This is a genomic window from Collinsella sp. CLA-ER-H10, assembly GCF_040092475.1.
GTDB lineage: Bacteria > Actinomycetota > Coriobacteriia > Coriobacteriales > Coriobacteriaceae > Collinsella.
Genome location: NZ_JBBNLM010000003.1, coordinates 1 through 22199, shown reverse-complemented (window position 1 = coordinate 22199; position 22199 = coordinate 1). Strand labels below are relative to the sequence as shown.

The 22199-nt window shown below is 60.6% G+C and carries 27 protein-coding genes and 2 pseudogenes; 27 read left to right on the top strand and 2 right to left on the bottom strand.

The window, feature by feature from the left end; all coding sequences use genetic code 11:
- Window positions 1-93: 93 nt before the first annotated feature.
- Window positions 94-870 carry a biotin--[acetyl-CoA-carboxylase] ligase gene (locus tag AAAX36_RS02410; protein WP_349073866.1) on the bottom strand — a complete coding sequence of 259 codons (777 nt, stop codon included), beginning with the start codon at window positions 868-870 and terminating at the stop codon, window positions 94-96.
- 176 nt (window positions 871-1046) lie between these two features.
- Between AAAX36_RS02410 and AAAX36_RS02405 the strand changes: the two genes are divergently transcribed.
- The 27 genes and pseudogenes from AAAX36_RS02405 (at window position 1047) to AAAX36_RS02275 (ending at window position 22028) form a co-directional block, all read left to right on the top strand.
- A complete protein-coding gene (locus AAAX36_RS02405; protein WP_349073865.1) occupies window positions 1047-2006 on the top strand; it encodes a beta-ketoacyl-ACP synthase III in 960 nt (319 codons plus the stop codon).
- Window positions 2007-2058: 52 nt separating this feature from the next.
- Entirely contained in the window at window positions 2059-2295 is a 237-nt protein-coding gene (locus AAAX36_RS02400) for an acyl carrier protein (RefSeq protein WP_006235019.1), read from the top strand.
- 2 nt (window positions 2296-2297) lie between these two features.
- Window positions 2298-3242, top strand: coding sequence for an enoyl-[acyl-carrier-protein] reductase FabK (gene fabK / locus AAAX36_RS02395; protein WP_349073864.1), 945 nt, complete (start codon window positions 2298-2300; stop codon window positions 3240-3242).
- Window positions 3230-4156, top strand: a complete 927-nt coding sequence (locus AAAX36_RS02390) for an ACP S-malonyltransferase (protein WP_195625288.1) — start codon at window positions 3230-3232, stop codon at window positions 4154-4156. The genes fabK and AAAX36_RS02390 overlap by 13 nt, the downstream gene beginning before the upstream one ends.
- 30 nt (window positions 4157-4186) lie before the next feature.
- The gene (gene fabG / locus AAAX36_RS02385; RefSeq protein WP_195625289.1) at window positions 4187-4960 is read left to right on the top strand and encodes a 3-oxoacyl-[acyl-carrier-protein] reductase; all 774 of its coding nucleotides are present in this window, start codon (window positions 4187-4189) and stop codon (window positions 4958-4960) included.
- Window positions 4961-4999: 39 nt separating this feature from the next.
- Complete coding sequence (fabF, locus tag AAAX36_RS02380; protein ID WP_349073863.1) at window positions 5000-6247, top strand: beta-ketoacyl-ACP synthase II; 1248 nt, start codon at window positions 5000-5002, stop codon at window positions 6245-6247.
- Window positions 6248-6250: 3 nt separating this feature from the next.
- Window positions 6251-6724, top strand: a complete 474-nt coding sequence (gene accB, locus AAAX36_RS02375; protein ID WP_022094191.1) for an acetyl-CoA carboxylase biotin carboxyl carrier protein — start codon at window positions 6251-6253, stop codon at window positions 6722-6724.
- Between the two features lie 9 nt (window positions 6725-6733).
- Window positions 6734-7156: a 3-hydroxyacyl-ACP dehydratase FabZ gene (gene fabZ / locus AAAX36_RS02370; protein ID WP_022094192.1), complete on the top strand. Its 423-nt coding sequence runs from the start codon at window positions 6734-6736 to the stop codon at window positions 7154-7156.
- Between the two features lie 10 nt (window positions 7157-7166).
- A complete protein-coding gene (locus tag AAAX36_RS02365; RefSeq protein WP_349073862.1) occupies window positions 7167-8510 on the top strand; it encodes an acetyl-CoA carboxylase biotin carboxylase subunit in 1344 nt (447 codons plus the stop codon).
- Window positions 8497-10221 (top strand): acetyl-CoA carboxylase, carboxyltransferase subunit beta, encoded by a 1725-nt coding sequence (gene accD / locus AAAX36_RS02360; protein ID WP_349073861.1) that lies wholly within the window; start codon window positions 8497-8499, stop codon window positions 10219-10221. Before AAAX36_RS02365 ends, accD begins: the two co-directional genes overlap by 14 nt.
- A 40-nt stretch (window positions 10222-10261) precedes the next feature.
- Window positions 10262-11476, top strand: coding sequence for a PTS transporter subunit EIIC (locus AAAX36_RS02355; protein ID WP_349073860.1), 1215 nt, complete (start codon window positions 10262-10264; stop codon window positions 11474-11476).
- 150 nt (window positions 11477-11626) lie between these two features.
- Window positions 11627-12781, top strand: a complete 1155-nt coding sequence (locus AAAX36_RS02350; RefSeq protein WP_349073859.1) for a cation diffusion facilitator family transporter — start codon at window positions 11627-11629, stop codon at window positions 12779-12781.
- A gap of 39 nt (window positions 12782-12820) precedes the next feature.
- On the top strand, window positions 12821-13447 hold the full coding sequence (locus AAAX36_RS02345; RefSeq protein ID WP_349073858.1) for a histidine phosphatase family protein: 627 nt from the start codon (window positions 12821-12823) through the stop codon (window positions 13445-13447).
- A 459-nt stretch (window positions 13448-13906) separates the two neighbouring features.
- Window positions 13907-14527, top strand: coding sequence for a 50S ribosomal protein L3 (gene rplC, locus AAAX36_RS02340; RefSeq protein WP_035137484.1), 621 nt, complete (start codon window positions 13907-13909; stop codon window positions 14525-14527).
- Between the two features lie 46 nt (window positions 14528-14573).
- Window positions 14574-15200, top strand: coding sequence for a 50S ribosomal protein L4 (gene rplD / locus AAAX36_RS02335; protein WP_006235032.1), 627 nt, complete (start codon window positions 14574-14576; stop codon window positions 15198-15200).
- The gene (rplW, locus tag AAAX36_RS02330) at window positions 15201-15488 is read left to right on the top strand and encodes a 50S ribosomal protein L23 (protein ID WP_022094197.1); all 288 of its coding nucleotides are present in this window, start codon (window positions 15201-15203) and stop codon (window positions 15486-15488) included.
- Window positions 15489-15667: 179 nt separating this feature from the next.
- Complete coding sequence (gene rplB, locus AAAX36_RS02325; protein WP_349073857.1) at window positions 15668-16498, top strand: 50S ribosomal protein L2; 831 nt, start codon at window positions 15668-15670, stop codon at window positions 16496-16498.
- A gap of 32 nt (window positions 16499-16530) precedes the next feature.
- Window positions 16531-16791, top strand: coding sequence for a 30S ribosomal protein S19 (rpsS, locus tag AAAX36_RS02320; RefSeq protein WP_006235035.1), 261 nt, complete (start codon window positions 16531-16533; stop codon window positions 16789-16791).
- 14 nt (window positions 16792-16805) lie between these two features.
- Window positions 16806-17177 carry a 50S ribosomal protein L22 gene (rplV, locus tag AAAX36_RS02315; protein ID WP_006235036.1) on the top strand — a complete coding sequence of 124 codons (372 nt, stop codon included), beginning with the start codon at window positions 16806-16808 and terminating at the stop codon, window positions 17175-17177.
- Between the two features lie 6 nt (window positions 17178-17183).
- The gene (gene rpsC / locus AAAX36_RS02310; RefSeq protein WP_006235037.1) at window positions 17184-17894 is read left to right on the top strand and encodes a 30S ribosomal protein S3; all 711 of its coding nucleotides are present in this window, start codon (window positions 17184-17186) and stop codon (window positions 17892-17894) included.
- A pseudogene (gene rplP, locus AAAX36_RS02305) lies at window positions 17894-18289 on the top strand (50S ribosomal protein L16); the annotation flags it as partial. The gene rpsC and the pseudogene rplP, both read left to right, overlap by 1 nt.
- A gap of 107 nt (window positions 18290-18396) precedes the next feature.
- Window positions 18397-18612 (top strand): 50S ribosomal protein L29, encoded by a 216-nt coding sequence (gene rpmC, locus AAAX36_RS02300; RefSeq protein WP_006235039.1) that lies wholly within the window; start codon window positions 18397-18399, stop codon window positions 18610-18612.
- Between the two features lie 16 nt (window positions 18613-18628).
- Window positions 18629-18889 carry a 30S ribosomal protein S17 gene (gene rpsQ / locus AAAX36_RS02295; protein ID WP_006235040.1) on the top strand — a complete coding sequence of 87 codons (261 nt, stop codon included), beginning with the start codon at window positions 18629-18631 and terminating at the stop codon, window positions 18887-18889.
- Window positions 18890-19007: 118 nt separating this feature from the next.
- The gene (gene rplN, locus AAAX36_RS02290) at window positions 19008-19376 is read left to right on the top strand and encodes a 50S ribosomal protein L14 (protein ID WP_006235041.1); all 369 of its coding nucleotides are present in this window, start codon (window positions 19008-19010) and stop codon (window positions 19374-19376) included.
- Window positions 19377-19389: 13 nt separating this feature from the next.
- Window positions 19390-19695 carry a 50S ribosomal protein L24 gene (rplX, locus tag AAAX36_RS02285; RefSeq protein WP_117773438.1) on the top strand — a complete coding sequence of 102 codons (306 nt, stop codon included), beginning with the start codon at window positions 19390-19392 and terminating at the stop codon, window positions 19693-19695.
- A 503-nt stretch (window positions 19696-20198) separates the two neighbouring features.
- Window positions 20199-21278 (top strand): Gfo/Idh/MocA family oxidoreductase, encoded by a 1080-nt coding sequence (locus AAAX36_RS02280; RefSeq protein ID WP_349073856.1) that lies wholly within the window; start codon window positions 20199-20201, stop codon window positions 21276-21278.
- A 3-nt stretch (window positions 21279-21281) separates the two neighbouring features.
- Window positions 21282-22028 (top strand): DeoR/GlpR family DNA-binding transcription regulator, encoded by a 747-nt coding sequence (locus AAAX36_RS02275; protein ID WP_349073855.1) that lies wholly within the window; start codon window positions 21282-21284, stop codon window positions 22026-22028.
- A gap of 45 nt (window positions 22029-22073) precedes the next feature.
- On the opposite strand, the pseudogene AAAX36_RS02270 reads toward AAAX36_RS02275, so the two are convergent.
- Window positions 22074-22199: pseudogene (locus tag AAAX36_RS02270) on the bottom strand (Hsp20/alpha crystallin family protein); the annotation flags it as partial.

Sequence of the window (22199 nt, the reverse complement as noted above, 5' to 3'; positions counted from 1 at the left end):
GGGCCCCGCTGCCGTAACGGCAGCGGGGCCCTTTTGTTTTGAATGATGGTTTGGACTGCGGGGTAATGCTGCCGAGTAGGTGGTTGCGGCGTCCTATTCGCTCAAGGGGCGCAGCGATGCCTCCTCAAAATGGAAGGATCGCAAGCCGTCTTCCGTTTCGATACATGCGCGACCAAAGGCATCGACGGTTTTAAAGACGCCTCGCGTCAGCTCGCCTCCAGCGGGGGAGCGGGCGATAACGTGCTTCCCAATCCAATTGAGGTGAGCGATATATTCGTCGTGGACGGGCGCGAGCGGACCGGCGTCTTCTTCCTTGGCGTTGAGGCGTTCTGCCCAGGCATCTACAGCGTCTATAACTGCGTGATAGACCTCATCGAGGAGCATGTCGACGGCGGGAACGCTCTCGTTGAGGTCCGAGAGGCCAATTGCCGCCAGGCCGCCATCGGGCACCTCTTGGGGCGTGTAGTTTACGTTGACGCCAATGCCGCAGACGGCGAAAGGTTTGCCTTCGTTATCGCGTGCGGCCTCGACCAGAATGCCGCCGAGCTTGCGTCCTCGCGCGACCAGGTCGTTGGGCCATTTGAGGCCAATCTCGTTTGCAAGACCCTGCTTTTCGAGTGCTTCGAGCACCGCTAGGCCGCTGACGGCGGCAAGACCAGAGTACTTTGCGGGATTAACGCATGGACGCAGGACAATCGAAAGCAATAGGTTGCCGGCGGTTGAATCCCACTTGTGGCCGCGCCGGCCGCGTCCTGCCGTTTGCGCGCGGGCGGCAAGTCCTGTGCCGTGCGGCGCACCCTGTTTTCCTGCCTCGAGCAGGTCATCGTTGGTCGATCCGGTTACGTCGACAATCGTTAATTGGGCATCCATAGCGGCTGCTACCTCCTTATTGAATAAGTGAATGACGCAATGGTGTCGAGAGATAGACACAATGTGAAGCCTTTGTCGCATTTGGACAATTTAATGTTAACACGTCAACAAAGACTGAAATGCGTTATCCTCTCTTGGTCGATGTAAACACGTCAACAACTCAAAGGAGGTTAGTGATGGGTTTCACGATTCTTGGAACAGGTTCGGCACTTCCTGAGCGCAGTGTTTCCAATGACGAGCTGTCTGAGTTCCTCGATACCTCGAATGAGTGGATTTTTACTCGCACAGGTATCAAGAGCCGCCACGTCTGCACCACCGAGTCACTTGACGACCTTGCCGTAGCGGCGAGCGAGCGGGCACTCCAGGTGTCCGGAATCGACGCGAGCCAGCTGGATCTGATCGTCTGCTCGACGACGACGGGTGACCACCTTGTTCCCGCTGAGGCGTGTGCCGTTGCTGAGCGACTAGGCGCGACGTGCCCTGCCTTCGATGTCTCGGCGGCTTGTGCCGGCTTCGTATTTGCGCTCGATGTCGCCGAGGGCTATATCGCCCGCAGCCGTGCCGAGCGCGTGCTTGTTGTTGCTGCCGAGCAGATGACGCGCGCGCTCGACTGGACCGACCGTGCCACCTGCGTGCTTTTTGGCGATGGGGCAGGCGCCGCAGTGATTGAAGCTGGGGGAGACAACCCCCTTGCCGTTGAGCTTTTGACGGCGCCCGACGTCGAGACGTTGCGCGTTCCCGGTCTGGTCGGTACCTCGCCGTTTAAGGCTTCTGCAGATAGCGCGAGCGTGCTGTCCATGAATGGCCGCCGCGTGTTCAAGTTCGGCGTCAACGCCATCTGCGACACGGTCCATAATCTTGCGATCGATGCGGGCATTTTGGTCGAAGACATCGATCATTTTGTATTCCATCAGGCTAACGAACGAATCCTGAGCCAGGCGGTCAAGCGCCTGGGCGTGCCGGACGAGCGCGTGGTTCGCACGTTGCGCGAGACCGGCAACATTTCGAGCGCATGCATTCCGCTTGCCCTCGACCGGCTGGCAAACGCCGGTGCACTTCACACAGGCGACACCATCGCCTTGGTTGGATTTGGCGCCGGTCTGGATATAGGTGGCTATCTGCTTCGTTGGAAGTAGTCGCACATAGGAAATAAAAACGCCCCTAGGGCACAAACAAAGGAGAACTACCATGGCAGATCAGAAGACCTTCGAGCGCGTTTGCGACGTTATCCGCGAGACCGCCGGTCTTGACGATGTCGAGATGAAGCCCGAGTCCACGCTCGAGGAGATTGGTCTCGACAGCCTGGGCACCGTCGAGATCCTCGTTGCCGTCGAGGACGAGTTTGGCATCCAGCTCGATACCGAGGAGAACCCCAAGACGGTCGGCGAGTTCGCCGATACGGTCGAGGCGGCATTGGAGAAGTAGAGATGCTCAAGACTCCTCTCTGCGATCTGCTCGGCATCGAAAAGCCCGTGTTCCAGGGCGGTATGGCCTGGATTGCCGATGCCTCGCTGGCGTCCGCAGTGTCCGAGGCGGGTGGCTTAGGCATCATCGCGGCCATGAACGCCGACGCCAACTGGCTTCGCGACCAGATTCATGAGCTGCGCGCCAAAACGGATAAGCCCTTTGGCGTCAACGTCATGCTCATGAGCCCGTTTGCCGACGAGGTCGCGCAGGTCGTGATTGACGAGCGAGTGCCGGTCGTCGTGACGGGCGCCGGCAATCCCGCCAAGTACATGAAGGCGTGGAACGAGGCGGGCATCAAGGTCATCCCGGTCGTTGCCTCGGTGGCGCTGGCGCGCCTCGTGGCACGTCGTGGAGCCACGGCGGTTGTTGCCGAGGGTACCGAATCGGGCGGCCATATTGGCGAGACCTCGACGATGGCACTGGTGCCGCAGGTCGTCGATGCGGTCGACATTCCCGTCGTGGCCGCCGGCGGTATTGCCGACGGCCGCGGCGTGGCGGCCGCCTTTATGCTGGGCGCCGAAGGCGTGCAAGTGGGTACGCGCTTTCTGGTCGCAGACGAGTGCACCGTCTCGGAGCAGTACAAAGAGATGGTCCTGAAGGCCAACGACACTTCGACGCGTGCGACCGGTCGCTCGACGGGACATCCAGTGCGCGCCCTCAAGAGCCCCTTCACCAACGCCTATGCCAAGAGCGAGGGTTCCGGCGCGAGTGCCGAGGAGCTCGGTGCTTTGGGAACCGGTGCACTGCGTAAGGCCGCCAAGGACGGCAACTACGAAGAGGGTTCGTTTTTGTGTGGACAGATTGCCGGCATGGTCAACGAGCGTCAGAGCGCACGCGAAATCGTTGACGATCTGGTCGATGGCGCCGAGCGCGTCCTGAAGGGTGCGTGCGCATGGGTGGCGTAGCGTTTTTGTTTGCCGGCCAGGGTGCCCAACACCCCGCGATGGGCGTCGACTTGATCGAGACATCGCCGGCGGCCGCCGAGGTGTTCGCCATTGCCGATGAGGTGCGCCCGGGGACGAGCGAGCAGTGCCGGAGCGCCTCCAAGGAGGAGCTCTCGCAGACCGAGAACACGCAGCCTTGCGTGTTCGTGCACGACCTGGCAGCAGCTGCCGCCCTGCGCGAGCGCGGCGTGGCACCTGCCGCCTGTGCGGGTTTTTCGCTTGGCGAGGTCGCCGCGCTCACCTTTGCGGGGGCATTCGATACGCGAGCAGGCTTTGAGCTCGTGTGCGAGCGCGCGGCGCTGATGGCCGCGGCTGCCGAGCGCCATCCGGGCGGCATGCGCGCCGTCATCAAGCTTGATGCGGCGCAAGTCGAGGGCCTGGCTGCGCAGGCCGGCGAGGACTGCTGGCCGGTCAACTACAACAGCCCGCAGCAGACGGTTGTTGCCGGAGCGCCCGAGGCACTGCAGGAGCTCGACGTCCTCGTAAAAGAGGCTGGCGGCCGCGCTATGAAAGTCGCGGTGTCGGGTGCATTTCATAGCCCCTATATGGCCGAGGCGACTGAGGGGCTGGCGACGTATATCCAAGCCGGCCACGCGCCATCTCCGCTGTTGATTCCGGTCATGGCAAATATGACGGCGGCGCCCTATCCGGCGGACCCGCGAGCGGCATCGGATGTCTTGGTCAACCAGGTGAGCCATGCCGTGCGCTGGGTCGACACGCTGCATACTCTGCAGGATCAGGGCATCGACACGTTTATTGAGGTCGGCCCTGGCAAAACGCTGTCGGGCCTGGTCAAGCGTACGCTGAGCGACGTTCGCGTGTATTCGTGCGAAACGGCCGAGCAGGTCGCAGCTATTGCCGACGAGCTCGCATAGTCCACAGGGCTGTAACCCGAAAGGAATGACATGGGCAACTTGAACAACGGCGCGCTCGAGCGCAACGACTCACGTCGCGTGGCACTGGTCACGGGCGGCTCGCGGGGTATCGGCCGCGCCTGCGCTGTCGGTCTGGCGGAGGACGGCTTTGATATCGCCGTCGTCTATGCCGGTAGCGTCGATGCGGCGCGCGAGACGTGCGAAGCCTGCGAGGCGGTTGGCGCCGCGGCACGTGCATATCAATGCGACGTGGCCGATCCCGCTGCCGTCAACGCGTGCGTGGAGGCGGTCCTCAACGACTTTGGCTCCATTTGGGCGCTCGTCAACAACGCCGGCATCACCCGCGATGGCCTGCTCATGCGCATGGGCGATGACGCCTTCGACCGCGTGCTCGATGTCAATCTCAAGGGAACATTCAATATGACGCGCGCGCTCACCAAGACCTTTATGCGCCAGCGCGGCGGCTGCGTCGTCAACATGAGCTCGGTCGTGGGCCTGATGGGCAATGCCGGGCAAGCCAACTACGCTGCCTCCAAGGCGGGCGTGATAGGGCTTACCAAGGCGGTGGCGCGCGAGCTTGCGCCCCGCGGCGTACGAGTGAACGCGGTCGCCCCCGGGTTTGTCGAGACGGATATGACGGCAAAGCTCTCGGAGAAGGTTCGCGCGGCAACCGAGGAGCAGATTCCCCTAAAGCGCATGGCGCGCCCCGAGGAAGTGGCCGGCGTGGTGCGCTTTTTGGCAAGCGATGCGGCGGCCTACATTACGGGTGAGGTCGTGCGCGTCGACGGCGGAATGGCGATGTAGAAACCAGGGCCGAAGAATGGCTTGGATGAGGAGACCATGATGGAACAGAGAGTTGCAATCACCGGCATCGGTGCCGTATCGCCGCTCGGCAACACCGCGCTTGCCACTTGGGCAGCCATGTGCGCCGGCACGTGCGGCATCGGCCCGATCACGCACTTCGATACCGATGCGTTTACCGTCAAGGTGGCGGCCGAGGTAAAAGGGTTTGACGGCAACGAGTACTTTGGTAAGCGTGACGCCAAGCATCTCGACCCCTGCGTTCAGTTTGCGATGGCGGCTTCGGACGAGGCCATGCACGATGCGGGCTTTGATGTCGAAGGTGCCATCGATCGCGAGCGCCTGGGCGTCTACGTGGGTTCAGGCGTGGGCGGCATGCAGACACTCGTTGACAACGTCCATACGATTGCCGACCGTGGGCCCCGCCGCGCATCGCCCTATATGATCGCGATGATGATCCCCAATATGGCTTCGGGCAATATCGCGATCCGCCACAAGGCAAAGGGCCCGACCCTGCCCGTGGTGACCGCCTGCGCGACCTCGGCCCATGCCGTGGGCGAGGCGTTCCGCGCCATCAAGCATGGCTATGCCGATGCAATCCTGGCTGGCGGCGCCGAGGCCGCAATCATCCCCGATGCCGTTGCGGGCTTTACGTCCTGCCGTGCTCTCACCACTAATCCTGACCCGTCGACGGCATGCCGTCCGTTCGATGCAGACCGCGACGGCTTTGTGATGGGCGAGGGCGCCTGCGTGCTGGTGCTCGAGAGCATGGAACACGCGCTGGCTCGCGGGGCGCACATTTATGCCGAGGTCGTGGGTTACGGCAACACCGATGATGCCTATCACATCACGAGCCCCGATCCCGAGGCTGCCGGCATCGCCCGTGCGATATCGCTGGCGGTGGCCGAGGGCGACGTTAAGCCTTCCGAGGGCCTCTACATCAACGCTCACGGCACCTCGACCAAGCTCAACGATTCGTCCGAGACGGCGGGCATTAAGCGTGCGCTCGGCGAGGACGCGGCACGCGCCGCGCACGTCTCGTCGACCAAGTCGATGACCGGCCACATGATCGGTGCTACGGGCGCCATCGAGGTCATGGCCTGTGCCATGGCGCTCGAGCAGGGCGTGGTGCCCCCGACCATTAACTACCACACGCCCGATCCCGTCTGCGATCTTGATTACACGCCTAATCGAGCGGTTCGCGCCGACCTTACCTGGGCGCTTTCGACCAACCTGGGCTTTGGCGGACACAACGCCGCCATCGCGCTGCGTAGATATACGAGGAGCTAGAGCATGGATTCCAAAAGACTTGCCGAGATAGCCGATGTTATGGAGGACCGCGGCCTCACGCGCGTACGCGTTGAGGAGCCCGATGGCACCGCGGTCGAGCTCGAGCGCGCGAGCGCCGCGCAGCCGGTTGCCGTGCCCATGCCTATGCCGAGCGCTATGGCCGCTCCAGTTGCAGCTCCCACAGTCGCGCCTGCCGCACCGGAGCCCGCCGCGCAGACACCTGCCGCCGCACCGGAGCCCAAGGGCACCGAGGTGACCGCTCCCATGGTCGGCGTTTTCTATGCTGCCCCGGCGCCGGGCGACGAACCGTTTGTGCACGTGGGCTCCAAGGTCAAGGCTGGCGAGACCCTTTGCATCATCGAGGCCATGAAGGTTCTCAACGAGGTGACGGCAGAGGCGGATGGCGAGGTGCTCGAGATCTGCGTGGCCGACGGCGACCTCGTGGAGTTCGGTAGCTGCCTCATGAGGATCGGATAGGTGATATCCATGAACAAAGAAGAGCTCAAGAAGCTGTTACCGCATCGCGAGCCGATGCTTTTGCTCGACGAGGCCGAGCTGGTGGGCGACGAGGCCCACGGCAAGATCACGATCACGGGCGACGAGTACTTTTTGCAGGGGCATTTTCCGGGAAACCCGGTCGTCCCCGGCGTGATTCAGTGCGAGATGCTCGCCCAGAACTGCTGCGTGCTGCTGATGGGCGATGAGGAGGCGCGCGGCGCGACGCCGTTCTATACGAGCCTCGATAAGGTGCGCTTTAAGCGTCCGGTGCGCCCGGGCGACACGGTTGATCTGGTGTGCACCATCACGCGTGCGCGCGGGCCGTTCCGCTTTGCGACGGGTACTGCGAGCGTCAACGGTGAGGTTTGCTGCCGCGCCGATATGTCCTTTGCACTCATGCACGAAAGTTAAGGAAGGCTTCATGTTCGACAAAGTGCTCATTGCCAACCGTGGCGAAGTCGCGGTCCGTGTTATCCGCGCGTGCCGCGATATGGGCATCAAGACCGTCGCCGTCTATTCCACGGCCGATGCGGACGCGCTGCACGTGCAACTTGCCGACGAGGCGTATTGCATCGGTGGCCCGCGTCTTGCCGAGAGCTACCTCAACGACGATGCCGTGCTCACCTGTGCCGTAAAGTCGGGAGCTAAGGCAATTCATCCCGGCTATGGCTTTTTCTCCGAGAAGGCGAGCTTCGTACGCGACTGCGACAAGTATGGCCTGGCGTTTGTCGGTCCTTCGGCCGAGGTGATCGACAGCATGGGCGATAAGGACGCCGCGCGTCGAACGGCTGCCGCGGCGGGCGTGCCCATCGTGCCGGGCTGCAATTTGCTCAAAAGCCCCGAGGAGGCAACGGCCGAGGCCGAGCGCATTGGTTGCCCCGTGCTCATTAAGGCGCGTGCAGGCGGCGGCGGTCGCGGCATTCGCAAGGTCGATCGCGTGGAAGATGCGGCAAAGGCGTTCATCGAGGCGCGTGCCGAGGGCGAGGCCGTTTTTGGCGACGGCGAGTGCTACATGGAGAAGTTCGTCGCGCCGGCGCACCACGTTGAGGTGCAGATTATGGCCGATAAGCAGGGCCATGTATTTTCGCTCGGCGAGCGCGAGTGCTCGGTGCAGCGTCGCAACCAAAAGCTGATCGAAGAGAGTCCCGCGCCGTGCCTCGACGGACACGACGACATTCGTGTTCGCATGCATAAGGCGGCGCGTGACCTGGCTCGTGCCGTCGGCTACGAAGGAGCCGGTACCATCGAATTCCTGTATTCGGACGACGGCAATTTCTACTTTATGGAAATGAACACGCGCTTGCAGGTGGAGCATCCGGTTACGGAGTTTGTGACCGATACCGACTTGGTCAAGTGGCAGCTGCGCGTGGCAGCCGGCCAACCTCTGCCCTTTGAGCAGGAGGACATGCCGGTCCGCAACCACGCCATGGAGTGCCGCATCAATGCCGAAACGCCGGACTTTCTGCCGTCATGCGGAACGGTCACCGCGTTGCGTGTGCCGGGTGGTCCGCGCGTGCGCTGGGATTCCGCCATGTTTACCGGTGCGAAAGTTCCGCCGTACTACGACTCCATGCTTGGCAAGCTCATCGTGTGTGCGCCCACGCGTGACGGCGCCATTCGCAAGATGCGCTCGGCCCTGGGCGAGCTCGTGATTGAGGGCGTGAGCGAAAACAGCGAGCTTCAGCTCGACGTGCTGGCAAACGACGAGTTCTTGTCGGGCATGTACCACACCGATCTGATGGGGCATCTCTATGCTGATGAATAGAAAAGCGAAGACGGTCAACGTCCTCGAGGGACCGATGACCGAGTCGTGCGCCGAGTTTCCCGCGCGCCATGTGTTTATCAAGTGCCCGGAGTGCCGCCGCGTGATCGATGAGGCGCGTCTGCACGACAACCTCGAGGTCTGCCCTCGTTGCGGAAAACACTTTCGCGTGAGCGGTCGCGCGCGCATGCGCATGACGGTTGACGAGGGCACGTTTGAGGAATGGGATGCCAATCTGGCGTCGGAGGACTTCCTCTCGTTTCCCGGTTATGCCGACAAGCTCAAGAGCGTGAGCGAGCGTTCGGGCGAGCGCGATGCCGTTGTGTGCGGTAGAGGCAAAATCTGCGGTTGCGATACGGCGCTCTTCTTTATGGACGCCAACTTTATGATGGGCTCGATGGGTTCCGTGGTGGGCGAGAAGATCTGTCGCACATTTGAGCATGCGACCGAGCTGGGGTTGTCAGTTGTCGGCTTTACCGTTTCGGGCGGTGCGCGCATGCAAGAGGGCGTGACATCGCTTATGCAGATGGCCAAGATTTCTGCGGCGGTTAGGCGCCACAGCGAGGCGGGCGGCCTGTATATCACGGTGCTCACCGACCCCACGACCGGAGGCGTAACCGCGAGTTTTGCCATGGAGGGCGACATTATCCTGGCCGAGCCCGATGCCCTGACGGCATTTGCCGGCCCGCGCGTGATCGAGCAGAACATGCACAAGCGCCTGCCCAAGGGATTCCAGCGCTCCGAGTTTTTGCTGGAGCACGGCTTTTGCGATGCCGTTGTTCCGCGTGGCGAGATTGCGCTCACGGTAGGCGAGCTGCTGGCGCTGCACGAAGGGCACGCGCCCGGCCTGGGGGCACCGCATGAGATCGTGCATATGGGTCGCCGCGGCAAAAAGCTGGGACACTTGTTCAAGCGCTCGGCCGCACCAAAAACCGCGCTCGAGATTGTCAAGCAGACCCGCTCGGCAGATCGCGCCACGGCAGGCGAGATGATCTCGCTGGGCCTGGATGGATTTGTGGAGCTGCACGGCGACCGCTACTTTGGCGACGACGCTGCTGTGGTGGCTGGCATTGGCTGGAAAGACGGACGCCCCGTAACGGTCATCGCCATCGAGCGCGGCACCACGACCAAAGAGCGCATGCGTCGCAACTTTGGTATGGCACATCCCGAGGGCTACCGCAAAGCGCGTCGCCTTATGCGCCAGGCCGAAAAGTTTGGTCGACCGGTTCTGTGCCTGGTCGATACTTCGGGCGCGTTTTGCGGTATCGGTGCCGAGGAACGCGGCCAGGGTGAGGCGATTGCCCAGAACCTCATGGAGATGAGCGGCCTTAAGACGCCGATTGTCTCGGTGGTGACAGGCGAGGGCGGCTCTGGTGGCGCGCTGGCGCTGTCCGTGGCCGACCGCATCCTGATGCTCTCGAGCTCGGCCTATTCGGTCGTGAGCCCCGAGGCCTGTGCGTCGATCCTGTGGAAGGATACCGAGCGTGCGAATGAGGCCGCCGAGGCGCTTAAGCTCACGGCCCCCGATCTGCTGGCGCTCGGCATCATCGACGGCATTGTTGACGATAAGGGCCTGTCGCATGAGGAGATCGCCGGTGCCGTCATGTCCTCGGCATTTGATGCCTTCGATACGCTTGGGCGGCTCGACGACGCGACCCTCACAAACCTCCGCTACCAAAAGTACCGCGCAATCGGTCAGTACCGCACGATGTGACAAAGGGACGGCCCGTATGTCACATTGGGAAAGGCGTTCCATGTCACAAGTTTCTAGAACCTCGTTTACAACGACGGTTTCATCAAACGCCATGGCCGTGGTGGACTATCTGTCCAAAAGCATGATGTCGGCGCTGCCCTTTATTGTCTGCGCGGCGTTGTTCCGCACCGTCGCCGTCATTATGGGCGAAGGCATGCTGGGCCTGTGGTCTGCCGATTCCGAAATCTATCGCCTGTTCTACAGTTGGCTCTATAACGCCGGCTACTACTTTTTGCCCATTTATCTTGGTTGGGCGGCCGCCCGCCAGCTCGGTTGCTCGGAGCAGCTGGGCATGATGCTGGGCGGCGTATTGATTGCGCCCGATCTGCTTAAGCTTGTCGATGCCGCATCGACGACGGGGGCATCGATGACTTCCGTGTATGGTCTGCTTCCTGCGCCGGTCAACGATTACACGACGACTGTTATTCCGGTTCTCATCTCGGTGCCCGTGCTATGGCGAGTGGAGTGTTTCTTTAAGCGCGTTATCCCTAAGGCCGTGGCGTTTTCGTTCGTTCCGTTTGCGACCATGCTTGTCATGGTTCCGGTTTCGCTGTGTATTACGGCGCCGGCGGGCAGCTATCTGGGCATGCTGTTGGGCCAGCTTATGTTTATGCTTGGCAATTCCGGTGGCATCGTGTCGCTGCTCACGCTCATGGGGCTTGCCGCGGGCTGGGAGTTCCTAAAGATCGCCGGCGTCAGCAACGTTGTCCTATCGCTCGCCTATGCGCAGTTTATGAGTGTGGGAACGGATTCGTGCATCCTGATCGCCGCGACGATGGCAACGTTCGCCGTTTGGGGCATGCCCTTTGGCGCGTCGCTTCGCGTTGCGGATAAGGACGAGAAGGCGCTCATGCTGGGCTATTCAATCTCGGGTGTTCTTGGCGGCGTAAGCGAGCCGGCGCTGTACGGTTGCGGCTTTAAATATGGCAGGTGCCTGACGTACATGGCCATTGGCGGCGCCGTCGGAGGCCTTGTTGCGGCCGTGGGCCACGTTACGGCCTATACCATCGGCATGACGAATGTCCTTATGGTCATTGGCTTTGCCACGGGCGGCATCTCGAACCTGCTGTGGTGCTGCGTTGCCGGCGGTGTGGCATTTGCGGTGTCTGCGGCGCTGAGCTACTGCTTTGGCGTGGTACCGACGAAGGGGCAGGTGGCAGAAGACGAAGCCGATTCGCCCGAAACAGTGGCGAGCGCTGCTGAAGCAAGCGCATAAACCTGTGTGACAAAAGGACGATTCCTTTGTCATATTCCAAGGCCGTGGCCCGTGTGGGTTGCGGCCTTTTTGTATCTGAAGGACAAAGTGGCTACACTACAATCCGTTTGAGCAATAGATATATAGGCAGTACCGTGGGGGCGGATGTAGATGGTCGAGTGGATTGTTAAGCGCGCGCAGGGCGACCGTGCGCGCGTGGGCACGTTGACGGGCATGGTGTGTATTCTCGCTAATGTTGCGCTTTGTGCTGCGAAGGGCGCAATTGGTGTGCTGTCGGGATCGGTTTCGATTGTGGCGGATGCCATGAACAACCTGTCCGATGCCAGCTCGAATATCGTGAGCGTGCTGGGCTTTAAGCTGGCGAGCAAGCCGGCGGACCCCGAGCATCCTTACGGACATGGCCGCTACGAGTATCTCTCGGGTCTGGTCGTGGCGGCGCTCGTGCTGCTGATCGGCGTTGAGCTGGTGAAGTCCTCGGTTGAGCGCATCATCCACCCCGAACCTGTCGAGTTCTCGCTTGCCCTGGTGGCAGTTCTAGTGCTTTCGATGGTCGTAAAGCTCTGGATGGCGGCCCTCAACCAAAAGCTCGGCGATCGCATTGAGTCCGAGACGCTGCATGCGACCGCGCAGGATTCCAAGAACGATGTCCTTGCCACAGGCGCCGTGCTGGCATGTGCGATTGTTTCGCAGGTGACGCACATCAATCTTGACGCATGGGTTGGCCTTGCCGTTGGCGCCTATATTGGCTGGAGCGGCCTTGAACTTATTCAAGATACGGTGAGCCCGCTTTTGGGCCAGTCACCCGATCCTAAGCTGGTCAAGCACATTCGAGACAAGATCATGAGCTATCCCGGCGTTTTGGGCGTTCACGATTTGATGGTTCACGACTACGGCCCGGGCAGGAAGTTTGCAAGTGCGCACGCCGAGATGGCGGCCGAGGCCAGCCCGCTGGAAAGCCACGACACGCTCGATAACATCGAACAGTCGTTTAGGGACGAAGACGGCATGATCGTCACGCTTCACTACGATCCCATCGTGACCGATGACCCCAAGGTGGCGAGCATGCGCTTGCGCATTCACGCCATGGCTCAGGAGATCGATAACCGCCTCTCGATTCATGACCTACGCTGTGTGCCGGGTCCTACGCACACCAACGTGATCTTTGACTGCGTGCGTCCCTCGGATCTGCAGATGAGTGCCGAAGACTTAAAGCACGCGCTGGCACAACGGGTCGAATCGGAATATCCCAAGTCGATTGCCAAGATTACGATCGACGAAGACTACGTAGGGCATACCCACGAGTAAGGCTGTGCCGGCAAAGCAGGTTATGCAGAAGGGGAGAGCATGAAGAAACTGTATCTACTCCGCCACGGTCAGACGGAGTTCAACGTCAAAAAGCTGGTCCAGGGCCGCTGCGATTCGCCGCTGACCGACCTGGGCCGTCAGCAGGCGCGGGTGGCAGCCGCATGGCTCAAAGCCCACGGCGTCGTCCCCGACAAAGTGGTCTCATCACCCTTAGGCCGAGCCATGGACACGGCAAGTCTCGTCGCAAACGAGCTCCTTGGCCCGGACGCAGCAGTCGAGCCCTGCGAAGGCATTATCGAGCGCTGCTACGGTGCCTTCGAAGAAGGTCCCCACGACGCGCTACCCACCGACGTTTGGGATCCGGGCGAGGATCTGGTCCCCTTCGGAGGAGAAGGAAGCCGCGCACTGCAAGAACGCATGGTAGGCGCCCTCACCAATCTCATGGGCTCCGAGGGCATCGAAACCCTCCTAGCAGTAAGCCACGGCAGCGCCAGCCGCCAATTCATCAAGGCTGCAGCCCCAGAGGGCTTCGAGCTCCCAACAAAACTCCCCAACTGCGCCATCATGATCTTCAATTTCGATGAGGCAAAGCCACAAGCAGAAGGCGAGCCAATGCAATGCAAGTTCACCCTCCAGCAAATAGTGGACCCCCAACAAAGTCATTAGCCTGAGCGAGCAAGGTTTAGCAGACATCAACGTGGCGTTCCCAGTGTGCGGCGGAGGGGGCGGGCCTGAGACATATTAAGGTTGTCGCGAGTTCCGCACGAATAGGAGAGCACTTAATGTGCTCTCCGTCGTGAGCAGGACTGTAGAGCAGCAACCTTAATATGTCTCAGGCCCGCCCCCTCCGCCGCACACTGGGAACGTGCCACGCACTTTACCTGCGTAAACAATGTGAGTGAAATATGAATCTCGATGGATACGCCCGCAGCCGTGTATACTAAACAGCTGTGTGTAACCAGGGGAGTATTCTGGCTGGACAAAATGCCTGCTTAATAGGGTTGTCAGGTAGTCCGGGCGAAATACAAGGCTGGGGAGCACGTCGTGTAAGTAGTGGTCCTCTAGGGGCGTACGCTCGGTGGTGTACGCATTGTCCCAAGACCACGCGAGAGTTGGGATCATATCTTGATCAGCATGATTCTCGGCCGCAAGATTGGCATGACCCAGGTTTGGGACGAGGACGACAACGTCGTTCCCGTCACGGTCATCCAGGCTGGCCCCTGCGCTGTCTCGCAGGTTAAAACTCAGGCAACCGACGGCTATGACGCCGTCCAGATCGGTTTCGGCGACATCAAGGCCAAGAACGTGAACAAGCCCATGGCTGGTCACTTCGCCAAGGCTGGCGTCGAGCCTGTTCGCTTCCTTCGTGAGGTCCGCGTCGAGAACGGCGAGGAGCACAAGGTCGGCGAGGTCGTCACCGTCGCTGATTTCGCTGATGTCGAGAAGGTCGACGTCATCGGTACCTCCAAGGGTAAGGGTTTCCAGGGTCGCATCAAGCGCTGGGGTCAGCGCCGCGGTCCTATGACGCATGGTTCTCACTTCCAGCGTCACCCCGGTTCTATCGGTCAGTGCGCCTATCCTGCGCGCGTCCTCAAGGGCGTCAAGATGGCCGGTCACATGGGTAACGAGCGCGTTACCGTCAAGAACCTTTCCGTTGTCCGCATCGATGCCGAGCAGAACCTCATCTTGGTCAAGGGCGCTGTCCCGGGTGCCAAGAATGGTCTCGTCGCCATCCGTATGGCCTAAGGGCCCAGCCCATTTAGCCCAGCGTCATACCAAGGAGAACACTTAAATGGCAAAGTTTGAAGTAAAGAACAGCGAGGGCAAGAAGGTCGCCGAGGCCGAGCTCGCCGCTGAGGTGTACGGCATCGAGCCGAACATCCACGTTATGCACCACATCGTCAAGTGCCAGATGGCCTCTTGGCGTCAGGGCACCCAGTCTGCTAAGGGTCGCTCTGAGGTTTCCGGTGGCGGCAAGAAGCCTTGGCGTCAGAAGGGCACCGGCCGTGCCCGCCAGGGTTCCATCCGTGCTGCCCAGTGGCGTCACGGTGGCGTTGTCTTCGCCCCCAAGCCCCGTTCCTACGCTAAGCGTATGAACAACAAGGAGGTCAAGCTGGCTATGCGCTCCGCGCTGTCCGCCAAGCTGGCCGATGGCGAGCTCGTGCTCGTCGACGACTACGGCTTCGAGAAGCCTTCCACCAAGGCTGCCGTCGCCATGCTCAAGGCTCTCGGTCTTGAGGGCAAGCGTCTGACCATCATCGTTCGCGATGAGGACGTCAACGCCTACCTGTCGTTCCGCAACATTCCCAAGACGTTCATCATCACCGCTGACGAGGCCAACACCTACGATCTCGTCAACAACAACGCTGTGCTGATGCCCGCCGACATCGCCGCTCACTTCGGGGAGGTGCTTGCATAAATGACCGCCCACGAGATCATCATCCGTCCGATCGTGTCCGAGCGTTCCTTCTCCGGCATGGAGCTGAACAAGTACACGTTCGAGGTCGCCAAGGATGCTAACAAGTATCAGATCAAGGACGCTGTCGAGGAGATCTTCGGCGTCAAGGTCGTTCGCGTGAACACCCTGACGGTCAAGCCCAAGACCAAGCGCGTGCGCTATGTCGCCGGCAAGACCCGTTCTTGGAAGAAGGCCATCGTCACGCTGGCCGAGGGCGACACCATCGAGGTCTTTGGCAACCAGGCCTAAGACTCGCTGCTGTTGAGTGAGCTCATGCCTCCCAAATAGGGGAGGCGAGAGCTCAAGGTTTTGGGCGTATAAAATGGACACGCCCGGAACCGTGTATACGTCCGGTGTCATCGCACCCGAGGCAGAACCTCGAATCCCTGTCTGCGATGGCTAACGGATTCCTATTGAAAGGGATTGTAATGGCTGTAAAGCACCTTAAGCCGACCTCCGCTGGTAGGCGTTGGCAGACGATCTCCGATTTCTCCGAGATCACCTGCACCAAGCCCGAGAAGTCTCTTCTCGAGCCCCTGCCCAAGAAGGCCGGTCGTAACAACAACGGCCGCATCACCACCCGCCACCAGGGCGGCGGCGTGAAGCGTCGTTACCGCGTGATCGACTTCAAGCGCAACAAGGACGGCGTGCCCGCCAAGGTTGCCACGATCGAGTACGATCCGAACCGTTCCGCTCGCATCGCTCTGCTGCGCTACGCTGACGGTGAGAAGCGCTACATCCTGGCCCCCAAGGGCCTCGAGGTCGGTCAGACCATCATGTCCGGTTCTGACGCCGACATCAAGCCGGGCAACGCTCTGCCCCTCGCCGACATTCCCGTCGGTACGCTCATCCACGCCGTCGAGTTCCAGCCGGGCAAGGGCGCTGCTATCGCCCGTTCCGCCGGTAACTCCTGCCAGCTGATGGGTAAGGAGGGCAAGTACGCTATCGTCCGTATGCCTTCCTCCGAGATGCGCCGCATCCTCGTTACCTGCCGCGCCACCGTCGGTGAGGTCGGCAACGCCGATCACTCCAACATCGTCATCGGCAAGGCCGGCCGTAAGCGTCACATGAACGTGCGCCCGACCGTCCGCGGTACCGTCATGAACCCTGTCGACCACCCGCACGGCGGTGGCGAGGGCAAGAACCACACCTCTGGTCGTCCCTCCGTTACCCCCTGGGGTAAGCCGACGAAGGGCCTTCGTACGCGCAAGAAGAAGAAGGTCTCGAACCAGCACATCATTCGTCGCCGTAAGAAGTAATTTCGGATACCGAGTTTTAGGAGAAAGCACTTATGAGCAGAAGTCTCAAAAAGGGCCCGTTCGTGGAGACTCGCCTTCTCTCGCGTATCACCGCGATGAACGAGGCTGGCAAGAAGGACGTCGTGAAGACCTGGTCCCGCGCGTCCACCATCTTCCCCGAGATGGTTGGTCACACCATCGCCGTCCACGACGGCCGCAAGCATGTGCCCGTGTATGTTACCGAGTCCATGGTTGGTCACAAGCTCGGCGAGTTCGCGCCGACTCGTACGTTCCGTGGCCACAAGGCCAAATAGGGGGTTAACCGTAAATGGCAACTAAGTCTATTGAAACTGAGGCCACCGAGGTTCGCGCCGTCGCTAAGTACGTGCGTGTTTCCCCCAGCAAGGCCCGCCTGGTGGTCGATCTGATCCGCCGCAAGCCTGTCGCTCAGGCCTTCGACATCCTCCACTTCTGCGACCGCGCCGTCGCCGTGGATGTCGAGAAGGTTCTCCGTTCCGCCGTTGCGAACGCCGAGAACAACAACGGTCTGCGTGCCGACAACCTGGTTGTCGCCGCTGCCTATGTTGACGAGGGTCCGACGCTTAAGCGCATCCGTCCCCGCGCCAAGGGTTCCGCTTCTCGCATTCTGAAGCGTACTTCCCACATCACCGTCGTCGTTGCTCCTCGAAAGGAGGCGTAAAGCTGTATGGGTCAGAAAGTCTACCCCACCGGCTTCCGTCTTGGCATCACCGAGAACTGGCGCTCCCGCTGGTTCGCAGAGAAGGATTACGCTAAGACCCTCGGTAACGATCTCGAGATTCGTAAGTACCTCGAGAAGCGTCTTTCCCGCGCAGCTGTCTCCCGCGTCGAGATCGAGCGCGCTGGCGACAAGGTGAAGGTCATCATCCTCACTGCTCGCCCCGGCGTTGTCATCGGTAAGAAGGGTGCCGAGATCGATACCCTCCGTACCGAGCTCGAGAAGGTCGCTGGCGTCTCCAAGGGCCAGCTCTCCGTTGACGTTGTCGAGATCAAGCGCCCCGAGCTCGACGCCAACCTCGTTGCTCAGTCTATCGCCGAGCAGCTCGAGGGCCGCGTTGCCTTCCGTCGCGCTATGCGCAAGGCTGTCCAGTCCGCCCGCAAGGCCGGCGCTAAGGGCATCCGTATCCAGTGCTCCGGTCGTCTCGGCGGTGCCGAGATGGGCCGTCGTGAGTGGTACCGCGAGGGTCGCGTGCCTCTGCACACCCTCCGTGCCAAGATCGACTACGGCACGGCTGTCGCCAGCACCACCATGGGCGCTTGCGGCGTGAAGGTCTGGATTTACCTGGGCGAGAAGCTCCCGGGCCAGCCTGTTCCCAACCCTGCACTCGAGGGCTCTTCCCGTCCTCGTCGTCGTAACTCCGAGAGGAGGGGTCAGTAGTGCTTGCCCCTAAGCGTATTCTTCACCGCAAGGTGCAGCGTGGCTCCATGAAGGGCCAGGCCAAGGGTAATACCGAGCTGCATTTCGGCGAGTTTGGTATCCAGGCTCTCGAGGCCCATTGGATCACCAACCGTCAGATCGAGGCCGCTCGTATTGCCATGACCCGCTACATGAAGCGTGGCGGTCGTGTCTACATCACGATCTTCCCCGATAAGCCCATCACCAAGAAGCCTGCCGAGACTCGCATGGGTTCTGGTAAGGGTAACCCCGAGGAGTGGGTGGCCGTCGTCAAGCCCGGCCGCATCATGTTCGAGGTCAAGGGTGTTCCCGAGGAGGTCGCTCGCGAGGCTCTGCGTCTTGCGCAGCACAAGCTCCCCATCAAGACCAAGATTGTTGCTGCTAAGAACGCTGAGCAGCGCATCGAGAAGGAGATGGCTGAGGAGGCCGCTCTCGAGGCCAAGTGGGCTGCTGAGGACGCCGCCGCCGCCAAGGAGGAGAACTAATGAAGCCCGCAGAGATTCGTGAGCTCTCGGACGCTCAGCTCGTTGAGAAGCTGAAGGAAATGCGCGCCGAGCTCTTTAACCTTCGTTTCCAGATGGCCACCAGCCAGCTGGACAACACCGCTCGCGTCAACACCGTGAAGAAGGACATCGCTCGCGTCCTCACGGAGCAGCGCGCCCGCGAGATCGCAGCGGAGAAATCCGCTGTCGCCGAGTAGGACCTAAGGAGAGAACATGACTGATTCGCGTAACTCGCGTAAGGTCCGTACGGGTGTCGTTACCTCCGTCTCCGGTGCCAAGACCATTGTTGTCACCATCACCGAGCGCAAGCGTCACCCCAAGTACGGCAAGATGATGACCAGCTCCAAGAAGCTGCACGCTCACGACGAGGAGTGCACGGCTGGCGTGGGCGATACCGTCCGCGTTATGGAGACCCGTCCTATGTCCAAGATGAAGCGTTGGCGCCTCATCGAGGTCGTCGAGCGCGCTAAATAAGCAGTCGCTCTTACGACTTGTACGTTTCCGAAGACGTGCGTATGCCTGGCTTGCATACCACGGGCCGTATAAAGGCTGCGCACCTCTCTTCGGTTCTTAGTTCGGAGGAACATCTACCATGATTCAGATGCAAACCATGCTGAACGTCGCCGACAACTCCGGCGCTCGCAAGATTCGCTGCATCAAGGTGCTTGGCGGTTCCAAGCGTCGTTATGCAGGCATCGGCGATGTGTTCATCGGTGCTGTCCAGGAGGCTACCCCTGGCGCCAACGTCAAGAAGAAGGACGTTGTCCGTTGCGTCGTCGTTCGCACCGTTAAGGAGATCCGCCGCAAGGATGGCTCCTACATTCGCTTTGATGAGAACGCCTGCGTTGTCATCAACAACGATGGTTCGCCCGTCGGCACCCGTATCTTCGGGCCCGTCGCTCGCGAGCTTCGTGACAAGAAGTACATGAAGATCGTCTCGCTCGCTCCCGAGACCCTGTAGTTAGGGGAGATATATGTATATCAAGAAGGGCGATAAGGTCCAGGTTCTCTCTGGTAAGAATCGCGGCAAGCAGGGCGTTGTCCTGCGTGCTCTCCCCGCCGAGAACAAGGTCGTTGTCGAGGGCGTTTCGGTCGTCAAGAAGGCCGTCAAGCCCAACGCTGCCAACCAGCAGGGCGGCATCGTTTCGCAGGAGGCTCCTATCGACGCCTCCAACGTCAATCTCGTTTGCCCCGAGTGCGGTAAGGTTACCCGCGTCGGTCACGAGAAGGACGGCAAGAACAAGCTGCGCGTCTGTAAGAAGTGCGGCCACAAGTTCTAAGCTGCCCGCAACATCAAGTTGCTAGCAAAGGCCCGGATGCCCCAAGGCACCCGGGCCTTTTTCTATCCCTACTCATTGGGGACAGACTTAAATGAGTGGTCGTCGCTTGGCATTCATTGGGGACAGGCTTAAATGAGTGCCGTTGAAACGCCGGTAGCTGGGGACGTTCCCTATGTGCCGGCAGTTAGGGAAGTCCCTATCTGCCGGCAGTTTGGAACAGTCCTTTGATGGCTGCGCCCCCCAGAGGGGTGGAGTAATACAGCCTACTCTGTCTTTTATGGCTATGGTGTTCCGCCCTTTTATGTTTCATAAGGATCGTCGCATGCGCATTTACGCGCATAGCCTTGCGCGATAATGCGCATAACCGCGCAAACATCTGCCAACTATGGCTAAATAATGACCGATAAGCAAATAAGCACGCAAACACGAGCAGATACGCGCGCAATTGTGCGAATATAGGGTTGTTAGAAATGAAGGACTTCCGATACCTCAGGAGGCACATAATGGCAGATTCCAAACAGGCTCCGCTCGACGCCGAAGCAGCCGCTAAGGCGGCATTTGCCTCGGTCCAGGACAAGCGATTCCCCAACGATATTTTTACGGCTCCCGAGCTTCGTTGGGCTGTGATCGGGTGCGGCGTTATCGCCAACCAGATGGCCCAGTCTCTCGCTCTTGCCGGCCGCAAGCTTGCGGGCGTTGCCAACCGCACTCTGTCCAAGGCTCAAGCTTTTGCAGAGCAGTATGGCGTTGAGAAGGTCTATGAAACGGTCGAGGATCTCTATGCCGATCCGAACATTGACGCAGTCTATATCACCACGCCGCACAACACTCACATCACCTACCTGCGATCCGCTCTGGCAGCCGGCAAGCACGTGCTCTGTGAGAAGGCTATTACCCTCAACTCCGCCGAGCTCGACGAGGCCCGCGCCATTGCCGGTGATCACAACGTCGTCCTTATGGACGCCACCACGGTGCTTCACATGCCCTTATATCAAGAGCTGCGTCGCCGCATGGATGACGGTGAGTTCGGCCGCATGAATCTCGCCCAACTCAACTTTGGCAGCTATAAGGAGTACGGCGACCTGACCAACCGCTTCTACAACCGCAACCTTGCTGGCGGTGCCATGCTCGATATTGGCGTGTATGCCCTGTCTGTCATGCGCCTCTTTATGGCGAGCCAGCCCGCTGAGGTTGTCTCGCTGGGCAATACCTGTGAGACCGGCGTTGACGTTGCGGGCGGCATCGTATGCCGTAATTCCGAACAGCAGCTGGGCGTGGTGAGCCTCACGCTCCACTCCAAGCAGCCCAAGCGCTCGGTCATCAGCTTCGATAAGTGCTACATCGAGGTCAACGATTATCCGCGTGCCGATCACGCGACCATCGTGTGGACTGCGGACGGCCACCGCGAGGAGGTCCACGCCGGCACCGAGGCTTACGCCCTGTGCTATGAGATGGCCGATCTTGAGAAGGCCGTTGCCGGCGACGACTCCAAGCGCGAGCTGCTGGGTTATGCTTCTGATGTTATGGAGCTTATGACCAGGCTTCGCGCCGACTGGGGAGTCGTGTATCCCGAGGAGGATTAAGCGATGCTAGCGGAAGATAGGCTTAATGCGATTGTGTCGATGGTGCAGCAGGCTGGCTCGGTTACTGTGCCAGAGCTTGCCGATACCCTGGGCGTGACGGCGTCTACCATTCGGCGCGACCTGCAGACGCTCGACCGAGCGCATCGCATCGCCAAGGTCCACGGTGGAGCGACGAGTCTTGAACGCGCGCACGTGACGCGCGACCTAACGCTTAATGAGCGCAGCGACCTCCATAACGACGACAAGGAGCGTATCTGCGCCCGCGCCGCGGCGCTCGTGGAGCCCGAGAGCTTTGTGTACATCGATTCGGGTTCGACAACGCTCAGACTCATCGAGCATCTTCCGCATCTCGAATCGGTCACCTATGTGACTGATTCCGTGCTCCATGCTCAGCATCTCGCTGTGCGCGGCATGCGCACCGTGGTGCTGGGCGGCGAGCTTAAACCCGAGACCGAGGCGCTCGTTGGCCCCGATGCTCTGGCAACCCTAGACCGCTACAACTTTAACTGCGGCTTTTGGGGTTCTAACGGCATTGCCGCCGAGCAGGGCTTTACGACGCCCGATATCGAGGAAGCGCAGGTCAAGCGTATCTCGATGCGCCATACCGCCAAACGCTTCGTAATCTCGGACGCCAGTAAATTTGGTATGGTGGCGCCCATCAAGTTCGCGGACTTCCGAGACGCAACGATTATTACCGCAGGCGAGGTCCCCACCAAGTACCGGGCAATGGACAACGTCATCACGGTCTAGCAGCAGGGGACGGGCTAAGGCCAAAACCACCACAAAGGGGACAGTGAACTCCTTCTGCAGGAAGTTCTTGCCCTCGTTCTCCTCGTCTTCCTCGACATTCACGCTAATGGACAGACGGCCCTCATTAAGCTCGACATCGATATCGTCCTTGGCGACGCCGGTCAGATAAGC

Coding starts and splice junctions, on each gene's coding strand:
- AAAX36_RS02410 (WP_349073866.1), bottom strand. CDS start 870: ATGGATGCCCAATTAACGATTGTCGACGTAACCGGATCGACCAACGAT.
- AAAX36_RS02405 (WP_349073865.1), top strand. CDS start 1,047: ATGGGTTTCACGATTCTTGGAACAGGTTCGGCACTTCCTGAGCGCAGT.
- AAAX36_RS02400 (WP_006235019.1), top strand. CDS start 2,059: ATGGCAGATCAGAAGACCTTCGAGCGCGTTTGCGACGTTATCCGCGAG.
- fabK (WP_349073864.1), top strand. CDS start 2,298: ATGCTCAAGACTCCTCTCTGCGATCTGCTCGGCATCGAAAAGCCCGTG.
- AAAX36_RS02390 (WP_195625288.1), top strand. CDS start 3,230: ATGGGTGGCGTAGCGTTTTTGTTTGCCGGCCAGGGTGCCCAACACCCC.
- fabG (WP_195625289.1), top strand. CDS start 4,187: ATGGGCAACTTGAACAACGGCGCGCTCGAGCGCAACGACTCACGTCGC.
- fabF (WP_349073863.1), top strand. CDS start 5,000: ATGGAACAGAGAGTTGCAATCACCGGCATCGGTGCCGTATCGCCGCTC.
- accB (WP_022094191.1), top strand. CDS start 6,251: ATGGATTCCAAAAGACTTGCCGAGATAGCCGATGTTATGGAGGACCGC.
- fabZ (WP_022094192.1), top strand. CDS start 6,734: ATGAACAAAGAAGAGCTCAAGAAGCTGTTACCGCATCGCGAGCCGATG.
- AAAX36_RS02365 (WP_349073862.1), top strand. CDS start 7,167: ATGTTCGACAAAGTGCTCATTGCCAACCGTGGCGAAGTCGCGGTCCGT.
- accD (WP_349073861.1), top strand. CDS start 8,497: ATGCTGATGAATAGAAAAGCGAAGACGGTCAACGTCCTCGAGGGACCG.
- AAAX36_RS02355 (WP_349073860.1), top strand. CDS start 10,262: ATGTCACAAGTTTCTAGAACCTCGTTTACAACGACGGTTTCATCAAAC.
- AAAX36_RS02350 (WP_349073859.1), top strand. CDS start 11,627: ATGGTCGAGTGGATTGTTAAGCGCGCGCAGGGCGACCGTGCGCGCGTG.
- AAAX36_RS02345 (WP_349073858.1), top strand. CDS start 12,821: ATGAAGAAACTGTATCTACTCCGCCACGGTCAGACGGAGTTCAACGTC.
- rplD (WP_006235032.1), top strand. CDS start 14,574: ATGGCAAAGTTTGAAGTAAAGAACAGCGAGGGCAAGAAGGTCGCCGAG.
- rplW (WP_022094197.1), top strand. CDS start 15,201: ATGACCGCCCACGAGATCATCATCCGTCCGATCGTGTCCGAGCGTTCC.
- rplB (WP_349073857.1), top strand. CDS start 15,668: ATGGCTGTAAAGCACCTTAAGCCGACCTCCGCTGGTAGGCGTTGGCAG.
- rpsS (WP_006235035.1), top strand. CDS start 16,531: ATGAGCAGAAGTCTCAAAAAGGGCCCGTTCGTGGAGACTCGCCTTCTC.
- rplV (WP_006235036.1), top strand. CDS start 16,806: ATGGCAACTAAGTCTATTGAAACTGAGGCCACCGAGGTTCGCGCCGTC.
- rpsC (WP_006235037.1), top strand. CDS start 17,184: ATGGGTCAGAAAGTCTACCCCACCGGCTTCCGTCTTGGCATCACCGAG.
- rpmC (WP_006235039.1), top strand. CDS start 18,397: ATGAAGCCCGCAGAGATTCGTGAGCTCTCGGACGCTCAGCTCGTTGAG.
- rpsQ (WP_006235040.1), top strand. CDS start 18,629: ATGACTGATTCGCGTAACTCGCGTAAGGTCCGTACGGGTGTCGTTACC.
- rplN (WP_006235041.1), top strand. CDS start 19,008: ATGATTCAGATGCAAACCATGCTGAACGTCGCCGACAACTCCGGCGCT.
- rplX (WP_117773438.1), top strand. CDS start 19,390: ATGTATATCAAGAAGGGCGATAAGGTCCAGGTTCTCTCTGGTAAGAAT.
- AAAX36_RS02280 (WP_349073856.1), top strand. CDS start 20,199: ATGGCAGATTCCAAACAGGCTCCGCTCGACGCCGAAGCAGCCGCTAAG.
- AAAX36_RS02275 (WP_349073855.1), top strand. CDS start 21,282: ATGCTAGCGGAAGATAGGCTTAATGCGATTGTGTCGATGGTGCAGCAG.